Source organism: Streptomyces sp. NPDC039465 (genome assembly GCF_055639315.1).
This window is the reverse complement of sequence record NZ_JBVKAP010000004.1, coordinates 294,519-307,943: the sequence shown is the minus strand read 5'-3', so window position 1 is coordinate 307,943 and position 13,425 is coordinate 294,519. Positions and strand designations below refer to the sequence as shown.

Genomic DNA, 13,425 nt, shown 5'->3' with positions numbered 1-13,425 from the left:
CTATGCGGGGACGTGCACCGCTTCCACGCGGCTCGCCACGAGCCGTTCCCGTTCCAGACGGACCGTGCGCGCCTTCAGGCGCAGGATCTGGGCAACGCCGACGGCCTCCAGGACGAAGACGGAGGAGAAGGCGATGCGGTAGTTGTCGCCGGTCGCGTCGAGGAGGATGCCGACCGCGAGCAGGGTCGTCATCGAGGCGACGAAACCGCCCATGTTGACGATGCCGGAGGCGGTGCCCTGACGCTGCGGCGGGTTGGCGGGGCGGGCGAAGTCGAAGCCGATCATGGAGGCGGGGCCGCAGGCGCCGAGCACGGTGCACAGGGTGATGAGCAGCCACATCGGGGCGTGGTCCCCCGGGTAGGCGATGGTGGTGGCCCATAGGGCGGCGGTGACGGCTATGGTGCCCAGCGCCAGGGGAGCCCGTGCGGCGTGGTGCCGGGCGATGATCTGGCCGTAGACGAGTCCGACGACCATGTTGGAGAGCACCACAAGGGTGAGCAGTTCACCGGCGGTCTCCCGGGACAGTCCCTGCGCTTCGACGAGGAACGGCAGTCCCCACAGCAGGAGGAACACCATGGCGGGGAACTGCGTGGTGAAGTGCACCCACATGCCGAGGCGGGTGCCGGGCTCGCGCCAGGATTCGGCGATCTGACGGCGGACGAAGGCGGCGCCGGCGTGTTCGGCGGGGGCCGGTTCGTGACCCTTCGGGTGGTCCTTGAGGAAGAGCAGCAGCAGGGCGAGGACGACGACGCCGGCCGCGGCGCTGCCCGCGAAGGCGGCGGTCCAGCCGATGCCGTGCAGCAGCCGGGCGATGACGATCGTGGAGACGAGGTTGCCGGCCATGCCGACGAGTCCGGCGAGCTGGGCGATCAGCGGCCCGCGGCGGGCCGGGAACCATCGGTTGCCCAGGCGCAGCACGCTGATGAAGGTCATGGCGTCGCCGCAGCCGAGCAGCGCGCGGGCTGCGAGGGCCATGCCGTACGAGGGGGAGAGCGCGAAGCCGAGCTGGCCGGCGGTGAACAGGATCACGCCGAGGGTGAGGACCTTCTTGGTGCCGAGCCGGTCGACCATCAGGCCGACGGGTATCTGCATGCCGGCGTAGACGAGCAGCTGGAGGATGGAGAAGGTGGAGAGGGCGGAGGCGTTGACGTGGAAGCGGTCGGCCGCGTCGAGTCCGGCGACGCCGAGGGACGTACGGAAGATGACGGCGACGAAGTAGACGGAGACGCCGACGCCCCAGACGAGGGCGGCTCGTCGGCCGCCGGGCGGATCTCCGGGCAGGGACACCGCCGCTGCGCTCATCGCTCGTCACCCCTGACCAGGACCTTGACCCAGCTCAGATGCCTGCGGACACAGGTGGCGGCTCCTTCGACGTCGCCGGCCTTGATCCGCTCCAGGATTTCGGCGTGTTCGGTGATGTTCTTGGCGATGCGGTCGGGCTGGGACTGCATGACGGCGACGCCCATCCGCAGCTGACGGTCGCGCAGCTGGTCGTAGAGGCGGGCGAGGATCTGGTTGCCGGCGTGGCGGACGATCTCGGCGTGGAAGGAGCGGTCGGTGGCGGCGACTTCGGCGAGGTCACCGGCGTCGGCGCGGTGCTGCTGTTCCTCCAGGAGCTCTTCGAGCCGGGTGATGAGGGAGGACGGGGCGGGTACGGCCCGGCGGACGGCGAACTCCTCGACGAGGAGGCGGGTTTCGACGACGTCGGCGATCTCCTGCGCGGAGACGGCGAGCACGAGCGCGCCCTTCTTGGGGTAGAGCTTGAGCAGCCCTTCCATCTCCAGTTTCAGCAGCGCTTCCCGGACGGGGGTGCGGGAAACCCCTACGGCGTCGGCCAGTTCGCCTTCGGTGAGGAGGGTTCCCCCCTCGTAGCGGCGGTCGAGGACCGCCTGCTTGACGTGCATGTAGACGCGGTCGGCGGCGGCAGGGGCAGCAGGCATGCACACAGCATAGATACAAGTGAGGTGCATGTCAGAGCGCCTTCCACGATGCGGACGCCCCGCTGTCCTCGCGGCTTGGGCGGAGTCCCTGGCGCCCGCGCTGCATCGAAGGATGTAGGCCGCTTTCGTTCAGCCGCAGGACGAAGCGCCGCGCGCCCGCCGGGACGCTGGTGGCATGGCGAACACCCTGCGCGCACCGGCCGCTCCGGCGCCCCCGTCCCACCGGCTTCCGCTCCTCGACGTCCTGCGTGGTGCGGCCATCCTCGGCACCCTCATGACCAACGTCTGGATCTTCGCCTCGCCGGGGTCGGAGTGGTCGGTGCTGAACGGGCTCACCGCCCCCGATCCCCTGCACGACCCCTCCGCGGCCTCCGTCGCCGAGTTTCTCTTCCGCTTCCTCGCCGACGGCAAGTTCCTCGCCCTGCTCACGATCCTGTTCGGCGTCGGTCTGGCCATCCAGTACGACTCGGCCGCCCGCCGGGGCGAGCCCTGGCCCGGACGGTACTGGCGGCGGGCCGCCTTCCTCTTCATCGAAGGGACCGTGCACTTCCTGCTGGTCTTCGCCTGGGACGTGCTCATGGGGTACGCCGTCACCGCGCTGCTGGTGTCGCGGCTGCTGGCCCGCTCCGAGCGGGTCCGGCGGCGGGTGATGTGGACGGCGGCCGGGGTGCATCTGACGCTGGTCGCCCTCGCGACCCTGGCCCTGGTGGCCACCGGGAACGGCGGGGACGGCGGAGAGAGCTCGGACGGCGGGGAATCCGGGCTCTCCGGCCAGGTCGTGGACCTGTACGCGCACGGTAGCTACGGGGAGCAGATCGCCTTCCGGGTCTCCAACGCCATCGTCCTGCGCCTGGAACCGGTCGTCTCCTTCGGTCTGCTGGTCTTCCTGTTCCTGCTCGGCATACGGCTGTACCGGGCCGGTGCCTTCACGGACACCGACGCCGGGCGGCGTATCCGGGTCCAGATGGCGGCCTGGGGTCTGGGGCTCGGACTGCCGCTGAACGCGGCCGTCACTCTCGGCGGGCCCGACTTCTTCGCGCTGGGCCGCTACGGCGCCGCCCCGCTCGTCGCGATCGGCTACATAGGTCTGATCGGCTGGGTCCTGGACCGGCTGCCGGTCCCGTCCATCGTGACCGGGGGCCTGTCCGCGGTGGGCAGGACCGCCCTGTCCTGCTACGTCCTGCAGAACGTGCTCTCCACGCTCGTCTGCTACGGCATCGGGCTCGGCCTCACCGAGTACTTCGCCGGCGAGGGGCCCTGGTGGGTGATGACCCTGTGGGCCGCGATCTCGCTCACCCTGATGGCCGCCTCCTGGCTCTGGCTGCGCCGCTTCTCGCACGGTCCGCTGGAGTCCGTACAGCGCTGGGCCCTCACGCCCCGGCGGTGATCCCCGGCCCGGCACAACACCGACGGCCGGCCCCCAGATGGGGGCCGGCCGTCGGTGTTTCACGTGAAACAACCCGTCAGGACCTCGAGGTCCTCAGCTCCAGGTCATCAGACGCTTCGGCTGCTCCAGGATCGCGGCGACGTCCGCCAGGAACTTGGAGCCGAGCTCGCCGTCGACCAGGCGGTGGTCGAAGGAGAGGGCCAGCGTGGTGACCTGGCGGGGCTTCACCTTGCCCTTGTGGACCCACGGCTGGAGCTTGATCGCGCCCACCGCCAGGATCGCGGACTCGCCCGGGTTGAGGATGGGCGTACCGGTGTCGACGCCGAAGACGCCGACGTTGGTGATGGTGAACGTGCCGCCCTGCATGGCCGCCGGGGTCGTCTTGCCCTCGCGCGCCGTGGAGATGAGCTCGCTGAGGGACTTCGACAGCTCGGGCAGGGTCTGGGCGTGCGCGTCCTTGATGTTCGGCACGATCAGACCGCGCGGGGTGGCGGCGGCGATGCCCAGGTTGACGTAGTGCTTGAGCACGATCTCCTGGTTGGCCTCGTCCCAGGCCGCGTTGATCTCCGGGTTGCGCCGGACGGCGACCAGCACGGCCTTGGCGATGAGCAGGAGCGGGTTGATCCGCAGGCCCGCCATGTCCTTGTCGGCCTTGAGTTCCTCGACCAGCTTCATCGTGCGCGTGATGTCGAAGGTGATGAACTCGGTGACGTGCGGTGCGGTGAAGGCCGAGCCGACCATGGCGGCGGCGGTGGCCTTCCGTACGCCCTTGATGGGGGTACGGGTCTCCCGCGTGTCGCCCGTGAGGGCGGAGGCGGGCGCGGTCGGCGCCGGGGCGGCGGGTGCGGGGACCGGCGCGGGTGCCGGGGCCTCGGCCGGGGCGGCCGCGGCGTGGACGTCCTCGCGGGTGATGATGCCGTCCGGGCCGGTCGGGGTGACCGCGGCCAGGTCGACGCCGAGGTCCTTGGCGAGCTTGCGGACCGGCGGCTTGGCGAGCGGCCGGGTGCCGACGGCGGCGCCGCCGTGGCCGTTGAGCTCGCCCTGGACCGCCGCCGCGGCCTGCTCCGGGACGGAGACGGCGGCGCCCTTGCGGGCGCGGCGCTTGGTGGAGCTGGCGGCGACGCCGTAGCCGACGAGGACGGGCTGGCGGCCCTGGGGCTCGGCCTCCTCGACAGGTGCCGGAGCCTGTGCCGGGGCCGGGGCCTCGGCGGGGGCTTCGGCGGAGGGCTGCACGGGGGTGGGGACGTCACCGCCGCCCACGTTCACCGAGATGATCACCTCGCCGACGTCGACGGTGGTGCCTTCGGGGAAGCGCAGCTCGTGCACGATTCCGTCGTAGGGGATGGGCAGCTCGACGGCGGCCTTGGCCGTCTCGACCTCGCACACCACCTGTCCGTCGGTGACGGTGTCACCGGGCTGGACGTACCACTTGAGGATTTCGGCCTCGGTGAGTCCCTCGCCCACGTCGGGCATCTTGAATTCGCGTACGGAAGACGCAGTCGTCATGGTCGTCACGTCCTCTTCCCTCAGTACGCCAGCGAGCGGTCGACGGCGTCGAGCACCCGGTCCAGGCCCGGCAGGTACTCCTCCTCCAGGCGCGCCGGCGGGTACGGCGCGTGGTAGCCGCCGACCCGCAGGACGGGGGCCTCCAGGTGGTAGAAGCAGCGCTCGGTGATCCGGGCGGCGATCTCGGCGCCGGAGCCGAAGAAGACCGGGGCCTCGTGGACGACGACCAGGCGGCGGGTCTTCTCGACCGACTTCTGGATGGCGTCGAAGTCGACCGGGGAGACCGAGCGGAGGTCGAGGACCTCGACGGACTTGCCCTCTTCCTGGGCGGCCGCGGCGGCCTCCAGGCAGGTCTTCACCATCGGGCCGTAGGCGGCCAGGGTCAGGTCGGTGCCGTCGCGGACGACCCGGGCCTTGTGGAGCTCGCCGGGGATCGCCTCGGTGTCGACCTCGCTCTTGTCCCAGTAGCGGCGCTTGGGCTCGAAGAAGATCACCGGGTCGTCGCTCTGGATGGCCTGCTGGAGCATCCAGTAGGCGTCGCTGGAGTTCGACGGCGAGACGACCTTGAGGCCGGCGACGTGCGCGAAGAGCGCCTCGGGGGACTCGGAGTGGTGCTCGACCGCGCCGATGCCGCCGCCGTAGGGGATGCGGACGACGACCGGCAGCTTGATCTTGCCGAGCGCGCGGGCGTGCATCTTGGCGAGCTGGGTGACGATCTGGTCGTACGCGGGGAAGACGAAACCGTCGAACTGGATCTCGACGACCGGGCGGTAGCCGCGCAGGGCCAGTCCGATCGCGGTGCCGACGATGCCGGACTCGGCGAGCGGGGTGTCGATGACCCGGTCCTCGCCGAAGTCCTTCTGCAGGCCGTCGGTGACGCGGAAGACGCCGCCGAGCTTGCCGACGTCCTCGCCCATGATGAGGACCTTGGGGTCGGTCTCCAGGGCCTTGCGCAGCGACTCGTTCAGCGCCTTGGCGAGGGGGAGCTTCTGTACAGCCATGGTTACTTGGCCTCCTCGGGCGCGGAGTCGGCGAACGACGCCTGGTAGGCGGCGAACTGCGCGCGCTCCTCGTCGACGAGCGCGTGCCCGTCGGCGTAGACGTTCTCGAAGATCGCCATGTGGTCGGGGTCGGGCATGGCGCGGACGGCTTCGCGGACGCGCTTGCCGAGCGTCTCGCTCTCGGCCTCCAACTCCTCGAAGAAGGCGGCGTCGGCGTGGCCCGCGTTCTCCAGGTAGGCCTTCAGGCGCAGGATCGGGTCCTTGGCCTCCCACGCGGCGCGCTCCTCGTCGGCCCGGTACTTGGTCGGGTCGTCGGAGGTGGTGTGGGCACCCATGCGGTAGGTGAAGGCCTCGACGAGGGTGGGGCCCTCGCCGCGGCGGGCGCGCTCCAGCGCGGAGCGGGTGACGGCCAGGCAGGCGAGGACGTCGTTGCCGTCGACCCGGACGCCGGGGAAGCCGAAGCCCTGGGCGCGCTGGTAGAGCGGGACGCGGGTCTGCTTCTCGGTGGGCTCGGAGATGGCCCACTGGTTGTTCTGGCAGAAGAAGACGACCGGGGCGTTGTAGACCGCGGAGAAGGTGAACGACTCGGCGACGTCGCCCTGGCTGGACGCGCCGTCGCCGAAGTAGGCGATGACGGCGGAGTCGGCGCCGTCCTTGGCGACGCCCATGGCGTAGCCGGTGGCGTGCAGCGTCTGCGAGCCGATCACGATCGTGTACAGGTGGAAGTTGTTGCTGTTGGGGTCCCAGCCGCCGTGGTTCACGCCACGGAACATGCCCAGCAGGTTGGTCGGGTCGACCCCACGGCACCAGGCGACGCCGTGCTCGCGGTAGGTGGGGAAGACATAGTCGTCGTCCCGCAGGGCGCGGCCGGAGCCGATCTGGGCGGCTTCCTGGCCGAGCAGCGACGCCCACAGTCCGAGCTCGCCCTGGCGCTGCAGGGCGGTGGCCTCGGCGTCGAAGCGACGGGTGAGGACCATGTCGCGGTAGAGCCCGCGCAGTTCCTCGGCCGTCAGGTCGATGTCGTACTCAGGGTGCTGAACGCGCTCCCCCTCGGGCGTCAGCAGCTGTACGAGCTGGGGCTCGGAACTCTGTGGCTTCTTCGCGCCCGCGCTTGCGGTGCGCTTGGTGCCGCTGCTGCGTCGCGGCTTGCGCGCGGCAGTGCTCTCCACGGTCACGTGCGTGCTCCTCCGTCTGTCCGGCCCCCGGGGTCCGCCGGGAACCAGTGCGGCTCGCCTGTATCCGTACCCGTGCACGGGGTGGGTGCGACTCGGCCGGGAACAGGCGTGACAGGTGCCCCGGCGAGTGCCCTGTCACAGGCACGTTACCCAGTGCTTCGCATTACTGCGAAACCCCTTTGACCTGCGATTTTGCTTGGATTTCCAAGTAAATCGAGGAATGCGGGAACAGCAGCTGGTCAGAGCGCTGGTTACAGCCTTGCAGGCCGCCGGAACACCGGCACGTTATCCCGGTCACCCCGGGCACGGGAAGAGTGAATGTGTGAGACTGATTCCGTGCGCGAAGAAGGAAAAATCACCGTATTTCTGCTGGATGACCATGAAGTCGTCCGGCGTGGCGTCCATGAACTTCTCTCCGTCGAGGACGACATCGAGGTCGTCGGTGAGGCCGGCACGGCGGCGGATGCCCTGGTCAGGATCCCTGCGACGCGCCCTGACGTGGCCGTTCTCGACGTCCGGCTGCCGGATGGCAGCGGTGTGGAGGTGTGCCGCGAAATCCGGTCGTTGGACGATGGCATCAAATGTCTGATGCTCACGTCGTTCGCCGACGACGAGGCCCTCTTCGACGCGATCATGGCGGGGGCCTCGGGTTATGTCCTGAAGGCGATCCGTGGCAACGAGCTGCTTCATGCCGTACGGGACGTGGCGGCCGGCAAGTCGCTGCTGGATCCGGTGGCGACCGCACGGGTGCTGGAGCGGCTGCGGGACGGCAACAGCCCCAAGGGTGACGACCGGCTTACGAACCTGACCGAGCAGGAGCGCAAGATCCTGGATCTGATCGGTGAGGGGCTGACCAACCGGGCGATCGGCGAGCGGCTGCACCTCGCCGAGAAGACCATCAAGAATTACGTGTCCAGCCTGCTGTCCAAGCTGGGCATGGAGCGGCGGTCCCAGGCCGCCGCGTATGTGGCGCGGATGCAGGCCGAGCGCCGCTGAGCGCTGCTGAGCACCCTTCTTCGGCACTCTTATTCGGGACCTACGTCCCCTTCAATGGGGGCAGGGGCCCCTTTTCGGGCATCCCGTGGTGATCCACAGTGGTGCGTATGTCCTCCGAGGAGCTGCGCGCCATCGACCTGCTCGCCCGTGTCGCGTACGGCAGGGTGGCCACCAGCATGCGGGCGATGCCGTTCGTGGCCCCGGCCCGGCACATCGTCGCCGACGGCTGTGTGATCGTACGGATGCACCGCGACCTCGGGTATCACCGGGCGTGCAACGGCAGCGTGGTGGCGTACGGCGCGGACAATCTCCATGCGGACGATCCCCACGCGGATGCGGCAGACGCGGCGGATGTGGCGGACCTGTGGTCCGTGCAGTTCACGGGCACCGCGCGGATCGTGGAGCCGACCGGGGAGCAGCTCGTGCGGTTCGGCCGCGCGCCGGGGCGGGTGGACGGAGAACCTTTCGATCCTATCTACATGCGAATCGAACCCCAGTTCGCCACTGTACATACGATCGGCTACTCCGCCGAGCGACAATCTCACCACGTTGCGTGATCTAACATCTGGCGAGTGCCGCGCTCATATGCACCTTCCCCGCCCGTCCCCGCTCTGCTCCGCCGCTACGCCGACGCCGGCGAACCGCTCTCCTGCGAACCGGTCACCCTCGGCCTGCTGAACCGCGGCTACCGCCTCTCCACCACCCGTGGCGCCTATTTCCTCAAGCACCATCTCGACGGCGACCACGAGGCCATCGCCCGCCAGCACCGCGCCACCCAGCGGCTCCAGTCCCTCGGCGTACCGGTCGCCCCGCCCCTGGAGGACACCGACGGCGGCACGGTCACGGTGATCGGCGGGCGCTGCTACGCCTTGCACCCCTGGGTCGACGGCCGCCACCGTGACGGCGCGCAGCTGACGACGGTGGAGTCGCGGCGTCTCGGCTCGCTCCTCGGGCTCGTCCACACCTGCCTGGAGCGGGTGATGGAGCCGGGCCCGCGCCGGCGCTACGAGAGCGCGGATCCCGCCGACACGTACGGCGTCATCGACGAACTCCTCGGCCAGGTGCGCGGCCGGGTGCCCCGCGACAACTTCGACGAACTCGCCGAACACCGCCTGCTGGAGCGGCGGATCCTGCTGCGGGAGCACGCCCACCGGCGGCCGCCGCCCGCGGACGCCGGCGGCTGGGTGCACGGCGACTTCCATCCGCTGAACCTGCTCTACCGGGGCGCGGAGCCCGCCGCCATCGTCGACTGGGACCGGCTGGGCGTGCAGCCCCGCGCGGAGGAGGCGGTACGGGCCGCGGCCATCTTCTTCGTACGGCCCGCGGGTGAACTGGAGCTGCCGAAGGTACGGGCCTACGCGCGGGCCTACCGGCGGGCCGCCGGGGCGGACGCGGCCGAACTGGCCGCAGCGGTGCACCGGGTGTGGTGGGAGCGGCTCAACGACTTCTGGATACTGCGCTGGCGGTACCAGCTGCACGACCGCAGGGCCGACCCGCAGTTTCCTGCGGTGTCGGCCCTGGCGGTGTGGTGGACGCGTGAATACGCGGCCGTGTGCGAGGCGTTCACCGGGTGACAGGCGCTGGGTGAGGCACCTGGTTCACCGGATGAGAGGCATCCGGCCGCCGGCGTCAGGTCAGTTGGTGCCCGTGCCGGCGGTGGTGCCCTTGGTATCGGCGCCGGCGGTCGTGCCGGTGCTGGTGCCCGTGCCGGTGGTGGTCCCGGTGTTGGTGTTGCTGCCGTTACCGCCCTCGGAGGTGCCCTCGGTCGTCCCCTCGGTGGTGCCTTCCGTGGTGCCCTCGGTCGTGCCTTCCGTGGTCCCCTCGGTCGTTCCCTCGGTGGTGCCTTCCGTGGTGCCCTCCGTGGTGCCCGTACCGCCGTCGGCCGTTCCGGGCGAGGAGGAGGTGCTGCCGGACGGCGACGGCGACTCGGTCTTGGGGTCGGACGGCCGCACCGGCGGCGGGTTCTGGTTCCATTCGTCGTCGCCCGTGGAGGGGTCCTCCGGCTCGTCCGACGGCTCCTCCGACTCCTCGGAGGGGCTCGGCGAGGTCTGCGGCGTGCTCGGGCTGGTCGAGATGGTCGGCTTGTTCGTCGTCCCACCCTTGGGGGCCTGCGCCTTGTTGACGGCGTAGACGACACCGGCGGTGATCGCGATCAGGGCGAGGGCGACGAACAGCAGCAGCTTGCCCCGGCCGCCCCGCCCGCCCTGCCGGGCGTAACCGCCGTCGTAGCCGCCGTCGTCCGGGTTCATCGGCGGCAGGATCGCGCCCTTGGACGTGTCGCCGTGGACCGGGTGCCCCATGACGGCGGTGGCCGCGGTCGTGCCGCCCACGGGGGTGCGCGCCGCGTCGTGCATGTCCACCGGGCCGGTGTTCCACATGCCCGTGTGGCTGCCCTGCTGCTGGAGCATGTCCAGCCCGTACTGGACCAGTCCGCGCATCTCCTCGGCGCTCTGGAACCGGTCGTCCGGGTCCTTGGCGAGGGAGCGCATGACCAGACCGTCGAGCTCCGGCGGGCAGCCGCCGGCCACCTTCGACGGCGGCACGGGCGCGTCCTGGACATGCTGGTAGACCACCGACAGCGGGGTCTCACCGGTGAACGGCGGCCGCAGGGCCAGCAGTTCGTAGAGGAGACAGCCCGTCGCGTACAGGTCGGAGCGGTGGTCGACGGCCTTGCCCAGCGCCTGCTCGGGCGAGAGGTACTGCGGGGTGCCCATGACCATGCCGGTCTGGGTCATCGTCGACTGCGCGCCGTGCAGAGCGCGCGCGATGCCGAAGTCCATCACCTTCACCGCGCCGCTGTTGGTGATGATGACGTTGGCGGGCTTGATGTCACGGTGCACGATGCCGTGCTGGTGCGAGTAGGCCAGCGCCTCCAGCACCCCGGAGACGATGATGAGCGCCTGCTCGGGGCCGGGGGCCTCCGCGCTGATCAGCAGATCGCGGATGGTGCGGCCCTCGACCAGCTCCATCACGATGTACGGCACGGGGTGGCCGCTGACGACGTCCTCACCGGAGTCGTACACCGCCACGATCGCGTGGTGGTTGAGCCCCGCGACGGACTGCGCCTCACGGGTGAAGCGGGCCTTGGAGACCGGGTCCTCGGCGAGGTCCGCGCGCAGCAGCTTCACGGCGACCGTGCGGCCGAGCCGTACGTCCTCCGCGGCGAACACCTCCGCCATGCCGCCGCGTCCGAGACGGTGCGTCAGCCGGTAGCGTCCGTCGCCGACCAGCCCGCCGGCGCCCCATGACTCCACATCCGACACTCCGCCGCCTGCTTCGGGTTCGGGTGCCATCAGTCCTCGCCGTCGTTTCTGTCCGCGTGCTGTGTACGCCTGCGCGGTTTCGAGTGCTACGCCATGTCACGCTACAGGCTTCCTACGACACCCCGGTCCGAGATGGACGGGCCATCCAACCGGTTCCCCGTGCACCGGTGCAAATTCGATCCGGTTCCGGTAACGCTTCCGAGACGCTTCTTGTGCGTACGGTCACGGAACGGGCACCCGGCTTGACGTGTCGGTGCCCTGGGGCAGACTTGGCCCGTAAATTCAGGATCATCGCCGCCACGCGCGCGTAGGGGGAAGCAAGAATGAGCCAGGACGGCGCACAGGGCCGCTATGCAGGCGGTTCCGTAGCGAGCGGCCGGTACCAGCTTCGCGACCTGCTCGGCGAAGGCGGCATGGCGTCGGTCTATCTGGCCTACGACAGCGCGCTGGACCGGCAGGTCGCCATCAAGACGCTCCATACGGAGCTGGGGCGGGAGCAGTCCTTCCGGGAGCGCTTCCGCCGCGAGGCGCAGGCCGTCGCGAAGCTGTCGCACACCAACATCGTGTCGGTCTTCGACACCGGCGAGGACGAGCTCGACGGCTCGCTCATGCCGTACATCGTCATGGAGTACGTGGAGGGCCAGCCCCTCGGGTCGGTGCTCCAGACGGACATCCAGCAGTACGGCGCGATGCCGGCCGACAAGGCGCTGAAGGTGACGGCCGACGTGCTGGCCGCGCTGGAGACCAGCCACGAGATGGGCCTGGTCCACCGCGACATCAAGCCCGGCAACGTGATGATGACCAAGCGCGGCGTCGTCAAGGTGATGGACTTCGGCATCGCGCGCGCCATGCAGTCGGGGGTCACCTCGATGACGCAGACCGGCATGGTCGTCGGCACTCCGCAGTACCTGTCGCCCGAGCAGGCCCTCGGGCGGGGCGTGGACGCCCGGTCCGACCTGTACTCGGTCGGCATCATGCTCTTCCAGCTGCTGACGGGCCGTCTGCCGTTCGAGGCAGACTCGCCGCTGGCCATCGCGTACGCACACGTCCAGGAGGAGCCGGTCGCGCCGTCCTCCATCAACCGCTCGGTGTCCCCGGCGATGGACGCGCTCGTCGCCCGGGCGCTGAAGAAGAACCCGAACGAGCGTTTCCCGAGCGCGGCCGCCATGCGCGACGAGTGCCTGCGGGTGATGTCGGCCGGGCAGACGGGCGCGCCGGTCATCGTGGCGGGCGGTCCGGTCAGCAGCGGCTCGGGCGTGGGCTCGGCGGTCTTCCCGCCGGTCGGCCAGGGCACCCCGGCGCCGGGCCCGCACAGCGTGCAGACGCCGTACCAGGCGCCGCAGACGCAGCAGCCCGGCCCGTACGGTCCCCCGACGCCGGCCCCGACGCCGAGCTACGGCTACCCGCAGGCCGCCCAGACCCCGCCGCCCGGCCCGGCGTACCAGACCCCGGCTCCGGCTCCGTACACGATGCCGCAGCAGCCCGCCGCGCAGTCGGGCGGCGGCGCGGGCGGCGGGAAGCGGAACATGCCGGTCGTCGTGGGCGCGATCGTGGTCGCGCTGATCGCGATCGGCGGTGTGATCACGGCGATCGCGATGAAGGACGACAACACGCAGGCGGGCTCCGGCGGGACCACCGGCGGGACGTCGGCGGCGCCCGGCCACAAGGGCCCCGACCTGACGAAGACCATCGACAAGAAGGAGTGCACCGAGCCGACCGAGTCCAGTGAGGACCCGGAGAAGTTCGAGCTGCCCGACTTCCGCTACAAGAACATCCAGTCGGTGAAGGAGTGCGTCCAGGCGGCCGGCTGGAAGATCATGAAGCAGACGCCGATCGACGAGGCCACCTACGGCGAGGGGACGGTCCTCAACCAGTTCCCGCCGGCGGACTCGGACGTGAAGAAGGAAGAGATCGAACTGACGCTGGAGATCTCCACGGGCAACCCGCCGCAGTAGCGGACCCCGGGGGCGACGAGCGCGGTAGCGGACACCGGCGGCGTCGGCCGCCGCGGCAAGCCCGGAAAGAGAACCTGGTCGAAGGCCCGGCGCGGATGAGGCGCGCCGGGCCTTCGTCGCGTTTTGCCCCATTCGGCCTCGTATCAGGCGCTCTTCACGAGATGCCGGAAGTGTCCCCGCGTGTGACGCTGAGCGGGAACCT

At 70.3% G+C, this 13,425-nt stretch carries 11 protein-coding genes; 5 read left to right on the top strand and 6 right to left on the bottom strand.

Annotation, left to right across the window (positions count from 1 at the left end; translation table 11 throughout):
- On the bottom strand, nucleotides 1-1,302 hold the full coding sequence (locus ACZ7LT_RS15865) for an MFS transporter (RefSeq protein WP_471236618.1): 1,302 nt from the start codon (nucleotides 1,300-1,302) through the stop codon (nucleotides 1-3).
- A complete protein-coding gene (locus ACZ7LT_RS15860) occupies nucleotides 1,299-1,940 on the bottom strand; it encodes a GntR family transcriptional regulator (protein WP_471236617.1) in 642 nt (213 codons plus the stop codon). The genes ACZ7LT_RS15865 and ACZ7LT_RS15860 overlap by 4 nt, the downstream gene beginning before the upstream one ends.
- Before the next feature lie 175 nt (nucleotides 1,941-2,115).
- On the opposite strand from ACZ7LT_RS15860, the gene ACZ7LT_RS15855 reads away from it, so the two are divergent.
- Entirely contained in the window at nucleotides 2,116-3,327 is a 1,212-nt protein-coding gene (locus tag ACZ7LT_RS15855) for a DUF418 domain-containing protein (protein ID WP_471236616.1), read from the top strand.
- Nucleotides 3,328-3,420: 93 nt separating this feature from the next.
- Here the strand turns inward: ACZ7LT_RS15855 and ACZ7LT_RS15850 are convergent, their stop codons facing one another.
- The 3 genes from ACZ7LT_RS15850 to pdhA are packed head-to-tail and all read right to left on the bottom strand — an operon-like array spanning nucleotide 3,421 to nucleotide 7,009.
- Nucleotides 3,421-4,842: a dihydrolipoamide acetyltransferase family protein gene (locus ACZ7LT_RS15850; RefSeq protein ID WP_471236615.1), complete on the bottom strand. Its 1,422-nt coding sequence runs from the start codon at nucleotides 4,840-4,842 to the stop codon at nucleotides 3,421-3,423.
- An 11-nt stretch (nucleotides 4,843-4,853) separates the two neighbouring features.
- On the bottom strand, nucleotides 4,854-5,834 hold the full coding sequence (locus ACZ7LT_RS15845; RefSeq protein WP_471236614.1) for an alpha-ketoacid dehydrogenase subunit beta: 981 nt from the start codon (nucleotides 5,832-5,834) through the stop codon (nucleotides 4,854-4,856).
- Between the two features lie 2 nt (nucleotides 5,835-5,836).
- Nucleotides 5,837-7,009 carry a pyruvate dehydrogenase (acetyl-transferring) E1 component subunit alpha gene (pdhA, locus tag ACZ7LT_RS15840; RefSeq protein WP_471236613.1) on the bottom strand — a complete coding sequence of 391 codons (1,173 nt, stop codon included), beginning with the start codon at nucleotides 7,007-7,009 and terminating at the stop codon, nucleotides 5,837-5,839.
- Nucleotides 7,010-7,345: 336 nt separating this feature from the next.
- Between pdhA and ACZ7LT_RS15835 the strand changes: the two genes are divergently transcribed.
- The 3 genes from ACZ7LT_RS15835 (at nucleotide 7,346) to ACZ7LT_RS15825 (ending at nucleotide 9,579) form a co-directional block, all read left to right on the top strand.
- Nucleotides 7,346-8,005 (top strand): response regulator, encoded by a 660-nt coding sequence (locus ACZ7LT_RS15835; RefSeq protein ID WP_471236612.1) that lies wholly within the window; start codon nucleotides 7,346-7,348, stop codon nucleotides 8,003-8,005.
- Between the two features lie 107 nt (nucleotides 8,006-8,112).
- Nucleotides 8,113-8,562, top strand: coding sequence for a pyridoxamine 5'-phosphate oxidase family protein (locus tag ACZ7LT_RS15830; RefSeq protein WP_471236611.1), 450 nt, complete (start codon nucleotides 8,113-8,115; stop codon nucleotides 8,560-8,562).
- 15 nt (nucleotides 8,563-8,577) lie between these two features.
- Nucleotides 8,578-9,579 carry a phosphotransferase gene (locus ACZ7LT_RS15825; RefSeq protein ID WP_471236610.1) on the top strand — a complete coding sequence of 334 codons (1,002 nt, stop codon included), beginning with the start codon at nucleotides 8,578-8,580 and terminating at the stop codon, nucleotides 9,577-9,579.
- 60 nt (nucleotides 9,580-9,639) lie between these two features.
- On the opposite strand, the gene ACZ7LT_RS15820 is transcribed toward ACZ7LT_RS15825, so the two are convergent.
- A complete protein-coding gene (locus tag ACZ7LT_RS15820) occupies nucleotides 9,640-11,298 on the bottom strand; it encodes a protein kinase domain-containing protein (RefSeq protein WP_471236609.1) in 1,659 nt (552 codons plus the stop codon).
- 293 nt (nucleotides 11,299-11,591) lie between these two features.
- On the opposite strand from ACZ7LT_RS15820, the gene ACZ7LT_RS15815 reads away from it, so the two are divergent.
- Nucleotides 11,592-13,223 carry a protein kinase domain-containing protein gene (locus ACZ7LT_RS15815; RefSeq protein ID WP_471236608.1) on the top strand — a complete coding sequence of 544 codons (1,632 nt, stop codon included), beginning with the start codon at nucleotides 11,592-11,594 and terminating at the stop codon, nucleotides 13,221-13,223.
- Nucleotides 13,224-13,425: the final 202 nt, after the last annotated feature.

Excerpts from the sequence above, each read along its gene's own strand:
- ACZ7LT_RS15865 (WP_471236618.1), bottom strand. The coding sequence starts at position 1,302 with ATGAGCGCAGCGGCGGTGTCCCTGCCCGGAGATCCGCCCGGCGGCCGA.
- ACZ7LT_RS15860 (WP_471236617.1), bottom strand. The coding sequence starts at position 1,940 with ATGCCTGCTGCCCCTGCCGCCGCCGACCGCGTCTACATGCACGTCAAG.
- ACZ7LT_RS15855 (WP_471236616.1), top strand. The coding sequence starts at position 2,116 with ATGGCGAACACCCTGCGCGCACCGGCCGCTCCGGCGCCCCCGTCCCAC.
- ACZ7LT_RS15845 (WP_471236614.1), bottom strand. The coding sequence starts at position 5,834 with ATGGCTGTACAGAAGCTCCCCCTCGCCAAGGCGCTGAACGAGTCGCTG.
- ACZ7LT_RS15830 (WP_471236611.1), top strand. The coding sequence starts at position 8,113 with ATGTCCTCCGAGGAGCTGCGCGCCATCGACCTGCTCGCCCGTGTCGCG.
- ACZ7LT_RS15820 (WP_471236609.1), bottom strand. The coding sequence starts at position 11,298 with ATGGCACCCGAACCCGAAGCAGGCGGCGGAGTGTCGGATGTGGAGTCA.
- ACZ7LT_RS15815 (WP_471236608.1), top strand. The coding sequence starts at position 11,592 with ATGAGCCAGGACGGCGCACAGGGCCGCTATGCAGGCGGTTCCGTAGCG.